Annotated in this window: 1 protein-coding gene (running past one end of the window); it reads right to left on the bottom strand. The window is 23.9% G+C overall.

From position 1 onward, the window contains the following. Window positions 1–24,573, bottom strand: the 5' portion of a protein-coding gene (locus JIC14_RS01040) for a non-ribosomal peptide synthetase (RefSeq protein WP_201329606.1). The gene continues 4,314 nt to the left of window position 1, outside the view; the window shows 24,573 of its 28,887 coding nt (coding positions 1–24,573); its start codon is at window positions 24,571–24,573; its stop codon lies off the left edge, out of view.

Raw genomic sequence — 24,573 nt, 5'->3', positions numbered from 1 at the left:
TATATTATCATTTTGTTCAATAAAAATTATATTTGTATAACTACTAATACTTTTTATAATTTTACTTTGAAAATCTTTATTAGAAGAAAAACAAAGTAAATTCTTTTTCTTAACCCTAAAAAGAGGTAAAGAAATTAATGGTGATTTAACCCATATTTCTTCAAAAGTGAAAATTGATTTTTTATCATATATTTTTTCTTCTTCATTTATTATTGGAATATTATTATATTGATTTACTAATTTTTGTTTTATTGATACCCAATATTTTTGACGATCAAATGGATAAGTGGGTAAATTAATACGCTTTGGTTTAAAAATATTATATAATTTATCCCAACTAAACTCAGAACCATTAATCCAAGATAATATTAATTTATCATATCTATTTTTTTTAACCCAAGAATCAATAAGAATTGATATATTTTTAGTTTTATTTATTTTTTCTAAATTTTTATTTTTATCCTTCTCAGAATAATTAATATATATTCCATGAGTTATTTTTTTATTTAAATAATCTTGTAATTTTTTAATTAAATCTTCACATGAATTTACGTGAATCGCTAATCTATAATTCATTGCCTCACGCCCAACCTGTAAAGTATATGCCAAATCATATAAAGAAAAATTATTTTTTTCTTTTATTATAAATTCTAATAAAAGCATAACATATTTTTTTAAAGATTCTTTAGTTTTTGCTGAAAGTATTATTATAGGTATCAATATATTATTTTCTTTTATGTCGTTAATTTTAATATTTTGTACATATTCTTCAATTATAACATGAACATTAGAACCACCAACCCCAAAGCTACTAATTCCAGCGCGACGCGGAATATTATTATCTAATTGAAGCCAATCACATGTTTTATTAACTAAATAAAACGGAGTATTATCTAATTTTAAATAAGAATTTGGTATTTTTAAATGAGGATTTCCTGGTATTTTTTTATATTTTAACATTAATAAAACTTTAATAACTCCAATAACACCGGATGCTGCTTCTAAATGTCCAATATTAGCTTTAACAGATCCTAACCCGCAATATGGTTTTAATAATGGAGTTTTATAATATTTATGAAGTTCACTAAATGCAGATTTAAGTCCATTTACTTCAATTGGGTCACCTAATTTTGTACCAGTTCCATGTGCTTCGATATAACTAATAGTGCAAGGATTAATATTAGCTCTACGATAAACATCTATTAATAATTGTTTTTGTGCTAACATATTCGGAGAGGTCGGAGAAGAGGAATGTCCCCCATGATTTTCAAAATTTCCACGAAAAATACCGTAAATATGATCATTATCAATAATTGCATTTTTTAATGGTTTTAATAAAAGTACCCCCACTCCCTCGCTACGCACATAACCATTTGCTCGTTGATCAAATGTCATACAACGACCATTTTTACTTAATAACCCAGCTTTACTTGATGCAATAGTAATATTTGGACTAGCTAATATATTTACACCTCCCGCTAATGCTAAATCACAATTTTTTAAATGTAAACTTTCTATAGCACGATTAATCGCAATTAATGAACTTGAGCATGCGGTATCTATGACCTCGCTAGGTCCATGAAAATTAAATAAATAAGAAACTCGATTAGCAATCATAAAAGGAAATGGCTCTGCTAATGATTTAACTGAACCCTTACGTCTCGCCTCATTAAGAATATCTTTGTAATCGGCAGTAGAAACTCCAGCAAAAATAGCAGTTTTACTCCCGGAAAGTTTACTTGGTGGATAACCAGCATCTTCTAAAGTCGCCCATGTTGTTTCTATAAAAACTCGAAGTTGAGGATCCATAACTTCGGCTTCAGCTGGTGAAATCCCAAAAAATTTAGCATCAAAACAATCTGCGTCAGATAGAAATCCACCCCATTTTATTTTTGTTTTACCTGATTCTAAATGAGGATCACCATAAATAGCTTTCCAGTCCCATCTACTTGTAGGAACCTCAGTAATTGCATCTTCATTATTTTCTAATTTCCTCCAAAAATCATTAATATCTTTAGATCCAGGAAATTTCCCACCAATTCCAATAATAGCAACAGTATTTATATTAATGTTTTCTAAAGAATCTTTTAAATTTAATATTTTTTTTTCATCTTTTATATAATTTGACTTATGTTTTTTTATTAATTCAGATTTATGATGAGTAAATAAATAAGATTCTAAATCAATTAATGTTGGTATTTCAAAAAATAATGTAGGCATCAGTACTAATTCATAAGTTTCATTTAATACATTTGCAAATTCAGTAAAACTAATTGAATCAAAACCATAAGCAGATAAATTTTTTTGAAATGATATCTTTTCGCGTGGTATATGTTGAACTTTTGCTACTATATTAATTAATTCAGAACGAACCATTTCTGATAATTTTTTTTCATCTTTTATATAATTTGACTTATGTTTTTTTATTAATTCAGATTTATGATGAGTAAACAAATAAGACTCCAAGTCAATTAATGTTGGTATTTCAAAAAATAATGTAGGCATCAGTACTAATTCATAAGTTTTATTTAATACATTTGCAAATTCAGTAAAACTAATTGAATCAAAACCATAAGCAGATAAATTTTTTTGAAATGATATCTTTTCGCGTGGTATATGTTGAACTTTTGCTACTATATTAATTAATTCAGAACGAACCATTTCTGATAATTTTTTTTCATTTTGTATTAATTGTAAATTTTTATTACTATTAAATTTTACTATTTCTTTTTCATGATTTTTAAAATTCACATAAGTAGAATCTTTTTTAAATGATAGTAAACGTTTTTTAATTTCTAAATAATCTCCAAAAGCTATTAATATTTGATTATAATTCTTAGAAAAAACATTTTCAAAAGCAATTAATCCAGAAATATTATCCATTGCGGTCATACCAGTGGCTTTTTTCATTAATTTTTCATTAACTACATTCATTTTCATGCCACCCTCTAACCATAAAGGCCAATTTAAAGATAATGTTTTTCCTGATCTTTTTCCAGAATACATACATTGATTACGATAATCAGCAAATGCATCCATAAAAGAATTACCTGTTGCATAATCAGATTGACCTATATTACCAAAAAATCCAGCTATTGAAGAAAATAATATTATATAATTTATTGGTAAATTCGAAGTAGCTGTATCTATATTTAGTAAACCAGAAATCTTTGGACGCACAACACGCATAAACTGTGATGTTGTTTTATTAATAATATAATTATCTTTAATAATTCCAGCACAATGAATAATACCATTTAATTTTCCATATTTTCTTTTAATAATAGATAAAGTAGTATTAATAGATTCAATTTCTATAATATTAGTTTTTAAATAAGATATATTTATATTTTTACTACTTAATTCTTCTATAAATTTCAAATTTTTATCAGTTAATTCAGATCGACCACTTAATATTAATTGAGATTTTTTAATAATCCCTAAATAATGAGTTAACAAGCGTCCAATTCCCCCCATCCCCCCAATAACCCAAATTACATCATTTTCTTTAATATTAAAAAGTATATTTTCATGATTATTTTTAATATCAATTTCACATAATTTTTGTACCTGACGTTTCCCTTCTTTAGAGAAATAAATCTCTACATCAGTAGAAATAGATGAAATTTCAGTAGAAATATTAAAAATCAAATTTGATAATTTTTGATTAAAATCATCTATTTTTATAACTGGATAATAAATAATTTTTGCTGCTAATTTTGTATATTCAAAACAAGCTGTCTTTAAAAAACCAGATATACTACCGCCATATAAAAAAGCTTTTTTTTCTAATGGTATTAACAATATTAGAGATTGAATAATACTATTATTTTCTTTTAAAATATTTTTGCAATACTTAAATATGTATATTAAAAATTTTTCAAAAAATATATTTTTTTCAATATCCTGTATATTTTTATTGAAAATAACATTGATAATAGAATTAGGCCAAGCTTTGTATAATGCATTTTGCAATTTAATATTTTTTTCTAAAAGAAGAAATATTGGTTTAGAAATATTATTAATAATTTTTATTTTAGAACTTAATTTTTCAATTTTCCATTTTGGAATAGCATATAATAAATTATATTTAGGTTGTTTAAATATTAAAGTTAAATCTAATAAAGATATTAATAATTTACCTTTTGTATTAAATATTTGAATATTTAAAAATTCTAAATTTTTAGATAATGTAAAATTTTTTGATTTTTTTATATATATATATAATTTCTCTGAAAAAGATGATGTATCATGAATTTTAAAAAATTTTAAACTAAATGGCATTGGTAAATTTTGTATTAATTTAGATTTATCACGATTAATAATTGACCAAATTACACCACTTAAAATAGCTCCATTTAATAAGCTGGGATGAAATACATAATTATTATCTTTGTTTAAAAATTTTTCTGGAAAATTTAATAAAGCTAATGCTTCTTTATTATTAGAATATAATTTATAAATACTCATTAAAGATGGGCCATGAGTATATTGAAGTATATAATTACATTGCTGATAATTTAATACAGAATAACAACGAGATTTTAATAATTTAATATCTGATATACAAAAATCTGTTACTTGTGTATTTTTTAATATTTGATCGCTATCGCAATTATTGGTAATAAAATTACCTTGACAGTAAACATCTTTACTCTGAGAATCAAAAATAATATATTTTTTAATACTATTAATATTTTTAAAAATTAATTGAGTTTTTAATATATTATTTTTTTTAATAAATAAAATTTTTGGCCAAATAATATTACTTAAACCTGTTATTTTAGTATTTTTTGAGGCGGCTATATAAGCCATTTCTAAATAAATTACAGCTGGCATGATATTTTTATGGTCTTTTAAAAAAAACTCATTTCCATGAAAATGTGATGTCCATTTAGTTTGATCAAAATTATTTTTTATAAATAAAGGATGAGAAATAGAATTATTTTTTTTAGAAGAAATGATTTCTATATTATTATTTATTGAAATCCGTGAAGTAAATCCTATTATTCGAATTCTAATTTCTCCATTATTTGTACATAAATCAATATTAAGACGCTGTTTATTATCATTTTTTTCTAAAGATTTATTATCATTATGACGTATCCACACCCACATTTCTTTCTCACATTTCCCAAAAACTTCTAGTTCTTCTAAAGAAAAAGGTAATAATGTTTTTTTATTATCAAAATCAATATTATTTAATTTTAAAGCAATGCTAGCTTGAAAAGCCCCATCTATTAATGATGGATGGAGTGTATAAGAATCACATGTATCTTTAATTAAATCTGGTAAACATAAATAAGCTAATACTTGATTTCTTGTACAATAAATTATTTTTAAACTTTTATGAGATGGGCCATAAAAAATATTCATTTTCTCTAACATCATATAACATTTATCAACCTCTACTTCAAAATTTTTAAAAATATTTTTTAAATTTGATAAATTTAAATATATAGATTCTAATTTTGATGATACTATATACGCTAATCCTTGATTATATAATAATTTACCTTTATTTAAAGATATATCATAGTCACTATAAATTGAATAATTAATTAAATTATCTGATTTTTTTGTTAAATTTATAGAAATATTTAATAATTTATTATGAATAAAAGCAGGTCTGATCCAAATAATATTTTTAAGTTTAAAACTTTTTTTATCTTGAGAGTAATTATTTATTGAATAATTTACTGAAAAATACGCCATTTCTAGATAAGTTACACCTGGTAATATTTTAGAATTATTTATTACATGATCTGACAAAAAAAATTCATGACCATGAAACGTAGAAATAAAACATTGTTTATTTAAGGTAGAAATATTTTCATGAACTAATGGATGTAAAATATTTTTTTTAAAAATTGGCGATATTTTTTTTTCAGTTTTTATATTATTTGGTTTCCAATAACGTTCTTTCTCAAATGGATAAGTAGGTAAATGAATACGATTACAATTTTTATTTTTTCTATAAAGTTTATCCCAATCAATAACAATACCTTGTATCCAGGCATTAGCTAATTTTTTTAAATTACCAAAAAATAACCACTCTTTAACAATATTATCTTTTATAATTATTTTATTAACTAATTCAAAATCATTAACCCATATATTATTTTCTGAAAATTCATTATTTATATTAAAATTATTTTTTATAATTTTTTTTAAAATTTTAATAAAATGATTCAAATCATTAACTATAAATGCAATTCGTGACTCCATAGAATCCCGACCAACTTGTAAAGTATAAGCAATATTAGATAATAAATTTTCTGAATTTTCAAAGAAATTATTTTTAGATAAAATTTTTATTATAAACTCAAGTAATTTTTTAATATATTCTAATAATCTAGTTTTGTCTTTCGCTGATAAAATAATCAATTGTGATGAATTATTTTTATAAAAATTAGTGATATTTTTTTTTAAAAATATAAATTCTTCTACAACTAAATGCGCATTAGTTCCACTATGACCAAATGAATTTACTGCTGCCATTAATGGTTTATTATCAATTGAGTTCCATAAAGATGTTTTGATATTTGGATAAAATGGAGAATTTTTAAACTGAATTAATGAATTAAGTTTTTTAAAATTCCGTAATCCAGGTAATTGATGATGTTTTAGAGATAATAATACACTAATTAATCCAGTTACCCCCGCATTAGCGGAAGTGTGACCAATATATGATTTAGCGCTACCAACCGCACAATAATTAGTTTTTGTAGTAAATTTTTTAAATGCATTTACCAATGCATTAGCCTCAACAGGATCACCTAATTTTGTACCAGTTCCATGTGCTTCGATATATGTAATACGCTCAGGATTAATTTTATACCTTTTATAAATACTAGTAATAAGTTGTTGTTGAGCAATACCACTAGGAGCGGTAATTCCATTACTAGCACCATCTTGATTAATGCCAGATGCTCTAATAATTCCATAAATTGGATCCTTATCTATTATTGCATTTTTTAATAATTTTAAAACTACTATACCTACCCCTTCTGATAAAACCATACCATCAGCGCTAGAATCAAAAGTATTACAAAGACCGCTATAACTAAGCATATGAGTTTGCGCAAGTCCAATTAAAATTGTTTGATTCATAACAGCAAATACTCCACCAGCTAATGCTAAATTGGTTTCGCCGTTACGTAAACTTTGACAAGCTAAATGAATAGCTACCGCTGAAGATGAGCAGCCCGTGTTAACCACAAAAGATGGTCCTCTCAAATTTAAAAAATAAGAAAGTCTTGAGGCCACAATAGCATCAGATGCTCCGGTAAAGGTTTTATAAATATAAGAAGTAGGTTCAGCGCCAATAAAAATACCCGTAAGACTTTCTGATAATATTTTTGGATTATAACCAGCATCCTCCAGAGCTCTCCATCCTTCTTGAAGAATTAAACGTTGATGTGGATTCATTGATTTAGCATCTCGTGGTGAAATATTAAAAAACATTGGATCAAAACAATCACGAGAAGATAAAATACCACCCCATTTGCAATAAGTTTTTCCTTTTTGTGGTTTTATATTGTAATATTTAGAGTCCAAATAATGTGAAGGTAACTCTATTATAGGATTAATTCCGGAAATCATGTTTTCCCAAAAAACATTAACATTCTCTGCCCCAGGAAATTTACCAGATAATCCAATTATCGCAATTCCATCTAAATTTAATTCTGAAAATGAAAAATTTTTTATTATAGGAATAGAAGAAAAATTTGTTTTATAAAAAATATGATCTTTATTTACGTTATTTTGATTAGTGTTAATAATTGGTTTTACAAATTTTTCTTTTGATACAGTGGAGAGATATTGTTTTTCTATAATTTCTTTATAATTAGTAATGATATATTGAGTTAAACTATCGACTGTTGTGTAATCAAATAAAATAGTTGTATTAAGTTTTAATTTTAAATAATTATTAATTTTCTGAATAAAATTCACACCCAATATAGAGTCAATACCATAGTCTGAAAAAGGTATATTTAATTTAATAATATTAATTTGAATCATTAAAGATTCAGATAAAGCATTTAAAATTGAATTCTGAATAAAATTAATTAAAACAGATTTATCAATTCTCTTTTCTGCAATAAAATTTTCGTTTTGAAGATTACTTTTTAATTTATATGAATTATTTTGAGTTGATAAAGACGAATAATGAATATGATCTTTATTTACGTTATTTTGATTAGTGTTAATAATTGGTTTTACAAATTTTTCTTTTGATACAGTGGAGAGATATTGTTTTTCTATAATTTCTTTATAATTAGTAATGATATATTGAGTTAAACTATCGACTGTTGTGTAATCAAATAAAATAGTTGTATTAAGTTTTAATTTTAAATAATTATTAATTTTCTGAATAAAATTCACACCCAATATAGAGTCAATACCATAGTCTGAAAAAGGTATATTTAATTTAATAATATTAATTTGAATCATTAAAGATTCAGATAAAGCATTTAAAATTGAATTCTGAATAAAATTAATTAAAACAGATTTATCAATTCTCTTTTCTGCAATAAAATTTTCGTTTTGAAGATTACTTTTTAATTTATATGAATTATTTTGAGTTGATAAAGACGAATAATGAATATGATCTTTATTTACGTTATTTTGATTAGTGTTAATAATTGGTTTTACAAATTTTTCTTTTGATACAGTGGAGAGATATTGTTTTTCTATAATTTCTTTATAATTAGTAATGATATATTGAGTTAAACTATCGACTGTTGTGTAATCAAATAAAATAGTTGTATTAAGTTTTAATTTTAAATAATTATTAATTTTCTGAATAAAATTCACACCCAATATAGAGTCAATACCATAGTCTGAAAAAGGTATATTTAATTTAATAATATTAATTTGAATCATTAAAGATTCAGATAAAGCATTTAAAATTGAATTCTGAATAAAATTAATTAAAACAGATTTATCAATTCTCTTTTCTGCAATAAAATTTTCGTTTTGAAGATTACTTTTTAATTTATATGAATTATTTTGAGTTGATAAAGACGAATAATGAATATGATCTTTATTTACGTTATTTTGATTAGTGTTAATAATTGGTTTTACAAATTTTTCTTTTGATACAGTGGAGAGATATTGTTTTTCTATAATTTCTTTATAATTAGTAATGATATATTGAGTTAAACTATCGACTGTTGTGTAATCAAATAAAATAGTTGTATTAAGTTTTAATTTTAAATAATTATTAATTTTCTGAATAAAATTCACACCCAATATAGAGTCAATACCATAGTCTGAAAAAGGTATATTTAATTTAATAATATTAATTTGAATCATTAAAGATTCAGATAAAGCATTTAAAATTGAATTCTGAATAAAATTAATTAAAACAGATTTATCAATTCTCTTTTCTGCAATAAAATTTTCGTTTTGAAGATTACTTTTTAATTTATATGAATTATTTTGAGTTGATAAAGACGAATAATGAATATGATCTTTATTTACGTTATTTTGATTAGTGTTAATAATTGGTTTTACAAATTTTTCTTTTGATACAGTGGAGAGATATTGTTTTTCTATAATTTCTTTATAATTAGTAATGATATATTGAGTTAAACTATCGACTGTTGTGTAATCAAATAAAATAGTTGTATTAAGTTTTAATTTTAAATAATTATTAATTTTCTGAATAAAATTCACACCCAATATAGAGTCAATACCATAGTCTGAAAAAGGTATATTTAATTTAATAATATTAATTTGAATCATTAAAGATTCAGATAAAGCATTTAAAATTGAATTCTGAATAAAATTAATTAAAACAGATTTATCAATTCTCTTTTCTGCAATAAAATTTTCGTTTTGAAGATTACTTTTTAATTTATATGAATTATTTTGAGTTGATAAAGACGAATAATGAATATGATCTTTATTTACGTTATTTTGATTAGTGTTAATAATTGGTTTTACAAATTTTTCTTTTGATACAGTGGAGAGATATTGTTTTTCTATAATTTCTTTATAATTAGTAATGATATATTGAGTTAAACTATCGACTGTTGTGTAATCAAATAAAATAGTTGTATTAAGTTTTAATTTTAAATAATTATTAATTTTCTGAATAAAATTCACACCCAATATAGAGTCAATACCATAGTCTGAAAAAGGTATATTTAATTTAATAATATTAATTTGAATCATTAAAGATTCAGATAAAGCATTTAAAATTGAATTCTGAATAAAATTAATTAAAACAGATTTATCAATTCTCTTTTCTGCAATAAAATTTTCGTTTTGAAGATTACTTTTTAATTTATATGAATTATTTTGAGTTGATAAAGACGAATAATGAATATGATCTTTATTTACGTTATTTTGATTAGTGTTAATAATTGGTTTTACAAATTTTTCTTTTGATACAGTGGAGAGATATTGTTTTTCTATAATTTCTTTATAATTAGTAATGATATATTGAGTTAAACTATCGACTGTTGTGTAATCAAATAAAATAGTTGTATTAAGTTTTAATTTTAAATAATTATTAATTTTCTGAATAAAATTCACACCCAATATAGAGTCAATACCATAGTCTGAAAAAGGTATATTTAATTTAATAATATTAATTTGAATCATTAAAGATTCAGATAAAGCATTTAAAATTGAATTCTGAATAAAATTAATTAAAACAGATTTATCAATTCTCTTTTCTGCAATAAAATTTTCGTTTTGAAGATTACTTTTTAATTTATATGAATTATTTTGAGTTGATAAAGACGAATCTTGACGAATAATTCCATTGCTATATGCAACAATAATTTGTTGACCAAGTTTATGTTCTCTAATAACTGGAAATGATATATTATGATAACCCTCCTGTTGTAATAATAAAAACCAATCTTGAGAATATAACCCGGGACTTCCTGGGATACGTAAATATGTATCTTCCGCTAAAGACCATCCATCAATTAAACCAAATAAAACGGACGCAAATATAGTTTTATTACTAATTTCATTTAATATTAAAATACCATTTATTTTTAATGCAGCTTTTACATTTCGTATAGTATTACGTATATTTTTAGTAGCATGAAGAACATTAGTGGCAATAACAATATCATAATCACCAATATTAATATCTTGTGAAATTAATGATTTTTCAATATTCCATAATTTATAAACTAAATAAGGATATTTTGATCCATAAAATTTACATGCATGATTTAAAAAAGATTTTGATATATCTGTATAACAATATTCATTAATATAATTATTCCATGGTTCTAATTTTTTTAAAATAGTAGAAGTGGTACCACCAGTTCCTGCTCCAATTTCAATAATTTTTATACCTTCCATTGAATTATTTATTATTTTATTTTTAATATAAGAATTCACAATACTAGAAACTACATCATTAAAATAATCACAAATACAATTATTTTTATATAAACCCTCAATTTTTTCCATAGAACCGTTTGGAAAAAGAATATCAGTTACTAAGATATCTCCATGAAGAATTTTAGGTAATTCTTTTAAACAATCATTAACTAAAATTGCTAATGTATGAGTTTCAGGTTTTTCTAAAAAATATGTTTTTCGTTTTTTCCAGCTCCTCCAAGTTTCGGTATATGACACCTCTATATTAGAAATATTTTTATTAACTAATATGATATCTTTATAAGTAATTAAATAATTATATTCATGTAAAATATTTAAAACTTCTTTCCACCAAACCATATATTTATCTAAAATACCAGCTTTATTTCTTACATCTACAGCGTTATTTTTTTTAAAATAATTACAATTTACTTTAAAAATTCCAAGTAACTGTAATTGCACAAATAATAAACGAATAATCCAATAATTTAATTCCTCAGTATACTTGCTTTTTAATGGGGCCTTTAAGTTCTCTAAAGAATGAAAATCATTTAAAATATTTTTTTCTATATTAGAAATATTATTTGGTAATACAATAGCAAATTCTTTATTAGAGTAAGTATTAATAAATTTCGGTTGATTAGTACATGTTATAGCTGATTGCTGAAATTCTTTTACATTACCAAGAAAAAATTTTAATGTATTCATTCCCTCTTCTTTATTAATCGATTCTACACCACGTTTTTCAATTAATTTTTTTAGTGCACTAGAAATTCTTATCCCCCCTCCTGTATTCCAATAACCCCAATTAATTGTTTTTACCGCACAATTCCATTTTTTATTTAATTTTTTTGCGAACGCATCACTAAAAACACAACTAGATACATAAGCTGACATCCCACCAGGTTTTTCAAAGGATATCATTGATGAAAAATAAACAATAAAATCAAGTCGCTCTTTATAAAAACATTTTTCTATAGATAAACTAACATCACGCTTAGTTGATAAAATATTAATAAATAAATCTTCAGACATTTCTTTAAACGAAAGATCGTAATCACTTAATGTTGAAACAACAATACCATTTATATGATCAAAATCTTTTTTTATTTTATGATATATTGAACATAAAAGATCAGAATTACGTGCATCTGCTTGAATATATATAGGACAAATTCCATTATATTTAATAGATATATTATCTATTTTTTCTTGTAAAATATTATTTTTAGGAGATCTACCAATCCATATGATTTTAGCTTCATAATTTTTAATCATAAATTCACTCCATATACCCCCTAACCCTCCAGCGCCACCAATAACTAAATAAACTCCATTTTTACAATAAATATCTTTTGAAATATAAAAATTTAGTGGAATTAATTTTTGAAAAAACCAATTATACTTTCTACGAGCAATACTTATATTTTTAATTTCTAGTAATTGATACCATAATGATACAGACCAATTAATAACATTATTATTTATCATATCTATTGCTTTAATATTCCATATAGGATATTCCTGCGCTATACTACTTATTAAACTATGTATAGAAGCATGATCTGGATTAATTTCATCATAATCACATATCAATAAACCTTGTACAGTAATAATAGTAATTTGAAGATTAATATTCGCATAACCTTCTCTTAAAAGAGCTTTAATTAATCGAAATAACTGTATAATGACATTATTTTTATAAGTACTATTAATATCATAAATAGGAACTATCCATACAATATGATCAAATTTATTAATATTATTAAATTTATTGGATATAGTAAAAATATCCTCTTTTAAAATGGAATTTAATTCCAATGCTCTAGAATAATATTTACTTATTTCTTTTTTCTGTTCAATATTTCCGCCTAATATTATTATTTTTTTTAATTTATTAATTTTAAAATCATTAATTAATTCCTTAGTATTTAAGATATCCCATACCGGTAATAATTTTATTAATTTATTATTATTTATTTGACTATTATTTTTTTGAAAATTTTCATTTTTTTTATTTTTCGGAATAATAGAATCAATCCAATATTTCTCCTTTTTAAATGGATATAATGGTAATTGAATACGTTTTGGTTTATATGTTTCATTTAAATATAATATTTCCCAATCTATTTTTAATCCTTTAACCCAAAAAGGTAATAATTTATTAAATTTACGTAATATAATCCATTTTTTTATAGTTTCTTTAAATTCTGTATCATCTGATAACATAGAAAAAGAATCTTTATCAATATTTATTTGATCTCTATAAATTCCTAAATTTGAATTATAAACATTTTCTTTTAAAAAATAATTTAATTTATTCCTCAATTCTTCGATTGATTTTATTATTATTCCTAAACGCTCCTCCATATGTTCTCTACCAACTTGTAGTGTATAAGCAATATCTTTTAAAAAATTATTATCAAATAAATTATATTTTTTATTAAGCCACATTAAAAAATTAATAACTACTTTTTTAAGACACTCTTTAGTCTTTGCTGTTAATAAAATAATTATTGGAAAATTTATAGTATTTCTAATTTCAATATTAATTTTATTTAAATCAGAAATATATTCCTCTACTAATAAATGCGCATTAGAACCTCCGGCACCAAATGATGATAAACTTGCTATCCTAGGATATTCTTTATTTTTATTGTTAATTTTAATAACTGGTCGAGGCCAATTTTCTAATTTTTGTTGAATAAAAAATGGAGACGTTTCTAAATTAATATTTGGATTAATTTCGCGCGCATGTAGAGTAGGAGCTAATTTTTTATAACGCATTTGCAAAAGAATTTTACTTAAACCAGCAATCCCAGCTGCAGCTTCTAAATGACCTAAATTAGACTTTATTGATCCTAAACCGCAAAATTTAATATCCATTGTATATCTACGAAATGCTTCAGTTAATCCAGTAATTTCAATTGGATCACCAAGTTCTGTTCCAGTTCCATGTGCTTCAACATAACTAATAGCGCGAGCATTAATTCCGGATTTCTTAATATTCATATAAATTAATTCTGTTTGAGCATTAGGATTTGGTACCGTATAACCATTAGTTTTTCCACCATGATTAATGCTACTACCGCGAATTATTGCGTGAATTAAATCTCTATCTATTATTGCTTTTGATAATCTTTTTATTAATACCGCACCAACACCTTCTCCAGGCACAAAACCATTTCCACCTTTACCAAAACTCCTGCACTTTCCATCATTTGATAGCATATAAGACGAGCAAAGATTGATATAAGTTGATGGATGTAAATATAAATTAACACCACCAGCAATTGCTATATCACAGTCACCTTGTCGAATATGCTGACAAGCCTCATGAATTGCGGTTAATGAAGATGAACACATTGTATCTATTGGCATACTTGGGCCGCTTAAATTTAAAAAATAAGAAACTCGATTAGCAATAGAACTAAATGAAGTATGTGGAAATACCATTTTTCTTTTTTTTCTAATTTCAGGTCCATATAAATCAAAACCAGTTTTTGTGACACCAACAAAAACACCAACCCTAGGTATTTGATTAAAAAATTTTTCCTTTTCCTTTAGAGATTTAAAATGTAATTTACATAAAGTTTCACGAGTTAGTCCAGCATCCTCTAAAACCTGCCACGCACATTGTAAAAATAAACGTTCCTGGGGATCAATGCCCAGTGCTTCTTTAGGAGAAATATTAAAAAATAATGGATCAAAATCGGCAAAACCATTTAAAAATCCACCCCATTTACTATAACTCCTTCCTTTTTGAACGGCTTTTTTACGATCCTTCTCAAAAAAATTGTTTATAGACCAACGATCTTTTGGAATTTCAGTAATACAATTTTTTCCATTTTTTATATTATCCCAAAGAACATCTAATGTATCCGATTTAGGATAACAACCACTAATTCCAATAATACATAATGGCTCATGTAATGGAATAAAAAAAGAATTATTAGCTAATATAGATTTTTGTTTTTCTGGAAAATTTTTAATATTATTTGATTCCTTATTAGGATTAATATCTAGTGATTTTTCTAAAAAATCACTACAAATTTCAAATTTTTTACCCCATATACTACATATATCCGAATAAGAGTTAATTAAATAATCAGATAACGCATCAATCGTTTGATATTGATAAAATAATGTTTTAGAAATATTACCAAAAATTTTTTCTAATTCATGGTTAATTTGAGTTATAGCAATCGAATCAACTCCATATTTTTCCATTAATTCGGTTGATTGAATTTTTTCTACTGGAGTTTTTAGTATCTTAGATAATAATATTTTTAATTGAAAAATAATTTTTTGTTTTAAATCATAATTATGATTATTAAATATTTTTTCTGGTATTTTTTTTATATCTTTAATGTTTGGTTTTTTAAATGTAAGTAATTTTTCTAAAATATTTTTATCTCCTTCTAATATTAATATCTGAGCATGCTTTGATAATAAACTATGATAAAAACTTATCAAACCAAAATTTTTGCTTATAGCCTTAATTCCAAAATTTTCTTCTACTATATTTTCATTAATTTTATTAATGCGCATACCACCATCTTTCCATAGCGGCCAATTTAAAGATAATGTTTTTCCTTTTGCTTTTCCTAGTTTTACACGAATATTTCTTTCATGAGCAAAAGCATCTAAAAAACCATTAGCAGCACAATAATCTGCTTGTCCAACACTACCAATAATACTTGCTATTGATGAAAAAAGAATAAAAAAATCAATATTTAAATTACGTGTTGCGTAATCTAAATTAAATGCTCCCGCTATCTTGTTATAAAGTACAGTTCTAAATTCTTCTGTATTTTTTTTAAGAATAAAGTTATCATGAATAGATCCAGAAAAATGTATTACCCCGTCTAATTTTTTAAATTTTTTAATAATATCCTGTACTACTAAATTAACGTTTTGTAAAAAATTTACATCATATTTATATAAAATAATAGAAATATTTTTATTATGTCTAAGATTAGTTATACGCATTTCTTGCTCTAATGTTAATTTAGATCGATACACTAAAATCAATGTAACAGATCTAAGTTTATTAATAATTTCTTCGGAAAATAATAAAGCAAGATTTCCTGCTCCTCCACTAAATAAATAAATTCCACCTTCCTTCCAAGGTAAAATTAAATTATCTTTGTCATAATCATTAAATATTTTCCATATAATTTTTTCTCTATTTTTTCGATAACGAATAAAAAAATCTTTTAAAAAATATCTATTTTCTATTATTTTTTTTATTATAAATTTAGAGGTATTTTTATCTCCAACATCAATAATTTGAGAAATTATATTAGGATTTTCTAATTGTGCTGTTTTTAATAATCCTCCTACCCCATAAAATATAGATTGCGCATGACGATCTACTAATATTAACTGTATTAATATTAAATTAATATTATCTGAAATAATATTTTTAATATAATTAAAAATTTTTAAACATACGTCAGTATATTGTTGTATTAATGTATCATTACTATTTAATTGTAATGAAATACATTGACTATCAATCATTTGAGATTTAATTTTATTAAAATTTTCTATATTTAATCCACATATAAAAACTAAATACTTATTAAAATATAAATTCGAAGAATTTTTAACTAAAGAAGTGATGTTTTGAACACACCATTTCGGATAAGAAATTATAACTTTTTTGTAATCAATGATTTTATTTTTATTAATATAAAAATATGGTTTATATAAAAAATTATAATCCCGCGAATTAAATTCTTTTTTTTTATTTTTAGGAATTTCAACCCAATAATGTTCTTTTTTAAATGGATATGTTGGAAGACTAATACGATTTAATTTTTTATTTTTGTGTAATTCTAACCAATCAAATAAAGAACCAGAAACCCAATCAGAAGCAATTTTATTAAAATATTCACAATCTTGATAATTATTAATATTATTGTTAATAACAATAGGTTTTTCAAATTTTATTTTTCCATAAAAATAATTTTCAAAAATATTTTTACCAGAAATAAATTTTTTTAATTTATTTAATAAAATTTCTATACTATTAACAACAAAAGCTACGCGCCAATTCATTGCTTTTCTTCCGGTTTGCAAAGTAAATGCTATATTTTCTAAATTAATTTGAGGAGAATATTGAGAATCAATTATAATTTCTTTTTCTAAATAATTTTTTAAATTTTTAGCAATTTTTAATAATTGTATATTAGTTTTAGCTGATAAAATTATAATTTGTGTATTTTTAAAATTGGTAAAATTATTATTTTCTAATGCAATTTTATATTGCTCAAGAATAGCATGCGCATTAGTTCCACCAATTCCAAAAGAACTAATACCAGCTCGAGGTATATTATTACCCGGCCATTTAATTAAACGATCAACAACATAAAAAGCAGTTGATTCAAATTTAATTTCAGGATTTGGTTTATTATAATTAATTGATGGTGGAATTTTGTGATATTTTAGACTAAGCGCTAACTTAATAAGACCTATTAAACCAGAAACTGTATCTAAATGACCAATATTTGACTTCACAGAACCAATTCCACAAAATTGTTTTTTATTAGTATATTTTTTATATGCATCATTTAAAGCAATAATTTCAGCTGGATCACCTAATTTTGTACCAGTTCCATGTGCCTCAATATATGAAATACTCAAAGGATTAATACCTGTTTTATTTAATACTTTTGTAATAACTTCTGTTTGTCCTTTTATTCCTGGTGTATAAAAACCAGATTTCTCAGATCCATCATTATTTATACAAATTCCTCTTACTATTGCATAAATATGATCACCGGATTTAATAGCATCAATAGCTTTTCTCACCATTATTACGGCAACACCTTCCCCTCCAACAAGACCATCTGCAGAAAAATCAAAAGCTTTACAATGACCATCGCTAGAAAAATTCATATCTGGTATATAAGTATGACCAATATTTGGTATTGGAAATAAACTAGCACCACCAATTAAAGCATATTTTACTTCATTTAATTGTAAACTCTGTTTTGCTAAATATAACCCAGATAATGTTGAAGAACAATTTGTATGTATTGATACACTAGGTCCTTTAAATCCAAGTTGATAAGAAATCATGGTTGAAATAGTTCCAGATTGATTTAAAATCCATGATGAATATTCATCTTTATTATCAACCATCTCAGAATTATATAATAAAGTTTTATAAAAATTATTACTAACTGACATAAAAACTGCTGTTTCTGGAATTTGATTAGAAATATACCCAGAATCTTCTACCGCACCCCAAGAATGTTCTAATAATTTGCGAAATTGTGGATCCATAAACATAGCATTTTTAGAGGAAATATTAAAAAATTCTGGATCAAAAAGATCTTTTCCTTCAATATTATATTGTATAGGTATAAAATTTTTATCATTAAGTATATTATTAGGCACACCAAATTTTCGTAATACATCTAATGATAATTTAGTAGAACTTTCTTTTCCTGCGCATAAATTTTTCCAAAATTTTCTATAATTTTTTGCTCCAGGTACATTACAAGAAATACCAATAATAGCAAGACAATCTTCATAATCATCAAAACTATTAACAATTTTATCATCTGAAACTATTTTTCTAATTTTTGATTGATTTTTTTTTAATGTAGATATTTTTGAATTAATAATTTTTGACTCATTATTTTGCTGAAAGTAATCACAAATATATAAAGAAATATCCTCTATTGTTGAATATTTAAAAAGATCCGATGCATAAAATTTAATATTAAAATCTTTACTAATTTTTTGTGCTAATATTACTGATAATACTGAATTTCCTCCAATAGAAAAGAAACCATCATAAACTTTTATTCCCTTAATATTTAGTAAATCACACCAAATATTCAGTAATTTATATTGAATCTTTGATTTTAATATATTATCATTTTTCTTATTATTAATAATTTTATTAGTTTTAATATTTTTTTTTAACTCTAACGAATTATCCTGATTAATAATAATTTCACGAGTAATTAATGAATTACGATTAATTTTACCATTAGCTAATAATGGAATATCAGCTATATTTATAAATATAGCTGGAATCATATAAAATGGTAAATATTTTTGAAGATATTTTTTTAGTTCTTCTGGGGGAATTTGTTCTGTGTATTTTTTAGTATAATAAGCAATCAATTGTTTATTATTTTGTTGATTACGAGCAATTACTACACTCTTTTTAATTTTTGTATGCTTGTTTAAAATATTTTCTATTTCACCAAGCTCAATTCTATATCCTAAAATTTTGACTTGTTGATCTAATCTACCTAAATATTCTAACATACCATTTTCCGACCAACGAACTAAATCACCAGTTTTATAAACTCTAATTTTATCCCTAAAAGAAAAAGTAATAAATTTTTGAGAAGTTAATGATAAATTATTTAAATAACCTTTAGCTAATCCATCTCCCCCAATACATAATTCACCCGGTATACCTATTGGACTTAATCTCCCAATGCTATCTAAAACTAAAACTTGTGTATTTGCTATTGGTTTTCCAATAAAAATATTATTACTTTTTTTTAAAAAATCATTATTTTTATTTATAGTGTTAATACACGCGATAATAGACCAAATAGTAGTTTCAGTTGGACCAAACATATTCCAAGCTTCACTGTCAGTCTCCAAAAATTTATTATTTAAAAATAATGGCAAGGATTCACCTCCACACAATATTTTTAAATTTTCTGTATTTTTCCATTTCCAAGAAAAAAGCATAGTCCAAGTTGATGGAGTAGCTTGCATTATAGTTGGTTGCAATCTTTTAATCTCTTTTTTTAATTCTATCGCATCATTTAATTTTTCTGATGGACAAATACAACAACAACCACCAGTAATTAATGGTAAAAATAATTCCAAATAAGCTATATCAAAACAATAAGTAGTTACTGATAATAAACGATCTTCAGAAGAAAATCCTGGTTTATTAGCCATTGATAATAAAAAATTAGTTAACGAACGATGTTTTACCATAACCCCTTTAGGAGTACCAGTACTTCCAGATGTATATATTATATAGGCTAAAGATTTTGAATTAACCTTAGGAAGTAAAGTTGATTTATTTCTTAAAAGATTATTTTGTATATTATCTAATTCAATAATAGCAATAGAGTTATTTATTTTTTTTCTATTAGAAAGATTTTGTAGTCTTTTCAATAGAATTTTTTCTGTTAAAATCATATCCACTTTACTATCATTTAACATAAAACATAATCTTTCATCTGGATATAAGGGATCTATTGGTAACCAACATGCTCCAGATTTAGATATACCAAGAAAGATTATAGTCATATTTAACGAACGATTTACACATACAGCAACTAATTTATTTTTTTGAAATAAATCTTTTTTCCATATATCATAAAGATAGTAAGCTAACTGATTACTTTTTTCATTTAATTCAAAATAAGTTAATTTTTTTTCCTTAAAAATTACAGCGATAGAATTTGGGGAAATATGTGCTTGTTTTTCAAAAAAATGATGAAAACAAAGTTCTTTTGGATAATCAACTATAGTTTTATTCCATTTTTCTAATAATTTATATTCCTTATCTAATAGAATTGAAAATTCTGATATAATTAAATTAGAATTTTTTATTATTTCTTTTATAATATGAACTATATGTTCACTCATTCGAGTAATAGTGAATGCCTTAAATAAAGTAGGATTATATTTAAAATTTAAAATAAAATTATCTATTTCCTCTCTAATCTCTAAAACTAATTCATATTCACCTAATTGCATAATTTCTTCAATCATGGTTATTGAAAAATTTTTTCTAAAACGCTTATTAAATTCCAATAAATCATTTTTAGAAAATGCATTTTGATATTCAAAAGCAATTTGAAAAATAGGAGAAAAATTAATATTAGATTTTATACGTAAATCACGAACCATCAATGAAAAAGGATAAGCCGAATTATCTATTGCGTCAGCTATAATAAATTGCACTCTATTAATAAATTTATTTAATGATTCTTTTGAATACATTAAATTATTAATACGTATAGGTAACATATTTATAAAATAACCAACAGAATTTTCAAAAATTTCCTGTGAACGCCCCATTTCTACCATACCAATTATTATTTCATTTTTTCCAGTATATTGAGAAATTAATATATTAAATGCCCCTAAAAAAAATGAAGATAAATTAAAATTTTGCTTTTTTGCATAATTTTTAATTTCATAACTTAAGGATGAATTAAGTTTACAAGAATACACCTCTCCTTCAAAAAGTCGAGCAGTAGATCTAGGGTAATCAGTAAATAATTCAATAGAAGAAATATTTTTTAATTGTTTAAGCCAATAATTACGATATTTCTTTCCCTCTACTCCATTTAACATATCAGATTCCCATGATACAAATTTTTCGTATATATCATCAGAATTAATTTTAGAATTCAATACTATTAATTTAGTATCATCTTTATTGGCATCTAATAATTTACTATATGTTTTTATAAAAAAACTAATAGTTGGTAAAAATGACTTACCATCAAAGATTATATGATGTATATTAAATAATAAATAATAATCATTTATACCCTTTAAAAGATATAATCGTACTAATGGACCTTTATCAAGTTTAAATGGTTTTTTAATAATAGTTTTTATATATTCAAATATTTTTTTCTTATCCTTAATAAAACTTACGTCCCTTTTTTGAATAATTATATTTTTATCTAATTTATTTTCTCGTATAATTTTTTTATTTTTTTGAAAAAATATACTGGTTAATATAGGATATTTTTGTAAAGTACATAAAAAAGCTAATTGTAATATATCTGAATTAATTTCTCGCGTTATATGAAAGCATATAGGAATATTATAAGCACTCATATTTGGTGCAATTTCTTGTAATACCCATAAACCTTTTTGATTTTCAGAAAGTGGAAATTGTTTTTTAGAGTATTTATAATCAATATACTCTTTTAAATGTTTATTTTTTTTTTCTTTTTCTGATTTTATTAATATAGAAGGGGAATTTAAAATTTCTCCAAAATATTTAGATAATTTATTAATAGTAGGGTTTTTTAATAAATCTCTTCCTTTTGTTTCTATATTAAATTTTTGTGAAATATTTCGCAACAATCTTACAGTAAAAATAGAATCTATTCCAAAGTTATATAAATGTTGATTAATATCAATTGTAGATTGAGGTTTTTGTAGCATATCAGAAATATATTTGATAATATACTCTTTAATTTCTAAGATATTATCTTTCTTATTTTTAATTAAAAATGTAGCTGATTTAATATTTTGAGAAATTTTTTCTTGATTATATAAATTTTTACAATGATTATTTATCCAATATCTTTGTTTTTCAAATGGATATCCAGGTAATCGAATACGATATAACTTTTTATTAGTATAAAGTAAATGCCAAGAATAAAATTTTCCATCTATCCAAAGAGATGCAATCTCACAAAGATCAGTTTTTGTATATTTTTTTTTTTGAAAATTTTCAATATTTAATAATTTTTTTTGTAATGTACATGGAATTTCAAGTACTCCATAATATACTGGTATCATATAATCTAAAATATTAAATTTTTTAGATTCAAAAAATTTTTTTAATGCAACCAATAATTCTTGTAATGATTCAATAACCCAGGAAATTCTATACTTCATTGCCTCACGCCCAACTTGAAGTGTAAATGCAATGTCGGATAAACGATATTTTTTATTTTTTTTAGCTAAAAAATTATATAATTTTTTAGTCATAATTATTAAACTAGATTTAGTTTTAGCTGATATTATAATTAACACTGGAACTATATCTTTATCAATATCTAATATTTCTCGTTTATATTCCTCAATTAATAAATGAGAATTAGTCCCCCCCATTCCGTAGCAATGTATACCTGCTAATCGGGTATTATTCTTATTTTTTAACCAATAAATTGTTTTATTAGCTATTAAACAAGGTTGGTTTTCACGATCCATGTCTGGATGATAATCTTTAAAACCAATAATTTTATGAATTAACTTAGTATGCATACTTCGTATTACTTTAAATAACGCACCTAAACCTGAAGCAGATTCCATGTGCCCTGTCATGGGTTTTATTGTACTAATATAACAAGTTTTATCTTCAAGTATTATTTTATTTTGTTTTGCTATATTTTTTAGAGCACAGTTAAAAGATTTCCATTCAGTTAAATCCGCCAAAACATTTCCCATTCCTTGAGCTTCAATATAATTAATATCTCTTGGATCAATATTTACTTTTTGATAACAATCTTGAATAAGATTAATATGACTCTCTGCATTTGGGGCGGAAATTGATCCACCACCTTGACCATTATAATTTACTGAGGAATTTTTAATTAATGCATAAATTAAATCACCATCTTGTATTGCTCTAGATAAAGGTTTAAGTAAGACACTAGATACACCTTCTGCTCGAATATGACCATCTGCATATGGTCCAAAAGAATTAACTGTATTAGTTGAACTTAATTGTTTAACTGAAGATAATAATATAAATGGTTCTGGGCGCAATAAAATATTAACAGAGCCAACTATTGCTTGTTCAATTTCTTTATTTCGTAAAGAATTCACGGCTCTATGAATTGCAACAGCTGATCCAGGACATTGAGCATCAATAATATCGCTAATACCCCTAAAATCAAAATAATAAGAAATTTTATTAGCTAATAAGCAATTTTGTGAATACCATTCATTAATATCAATATTAGCATCCTTTAATATTTGTAAATATTCGTTTTCTTGAATTGCAATAAATACACCTGTATTACTTTTTTTTAAAGATTTTGGATTATAACCAGCATCAATTAAAGTTTGATATACCGACATTAATAATAAACGCTGCCGGGGATCCATAATAATCGCTTCTCCCGGTGGAATATTAAAGAAATGAGCGTCAAATTCATCGATATTTGGTATAAATCCACCCCATTTACTATAATTTTCCTTCATAAACTTTTTATCATATACATGTCGCCAATTAAAACGACTTTCTGGTATTTCTTCAATTAAAGAAATATCAGAATCTAATGATTTCCAAAAAACATCTACTGACTTACTTTTTGGAAACATTCCAGATAAACCTATTATAGCTATAGGCTCTGGTATACTTAATGATGTTATATTTTCTTTAGTATTAGTAATAGAGTGTGAAGTGGCTTGTAAAATTGCTGTTTCAATATCTCTTAGTTTTTGAAAAGTTTTCAT

This window comes from Candidatus Profftella armatura (Diaphorina cf. continua), assembly GCF_016593155.1.
Taxonomy (GTDB): domain Bacteria; phylum Pseudomonadota; class Gammaproteobacteria; order Burkholderiales; family Burkholderiaceae; genus Profftella; species Profftella armatura_A.
Note: the sequence above shows the minus strand (reverse complement) of the source record. Positions and strands in the feature narration are given on the sequence as shown.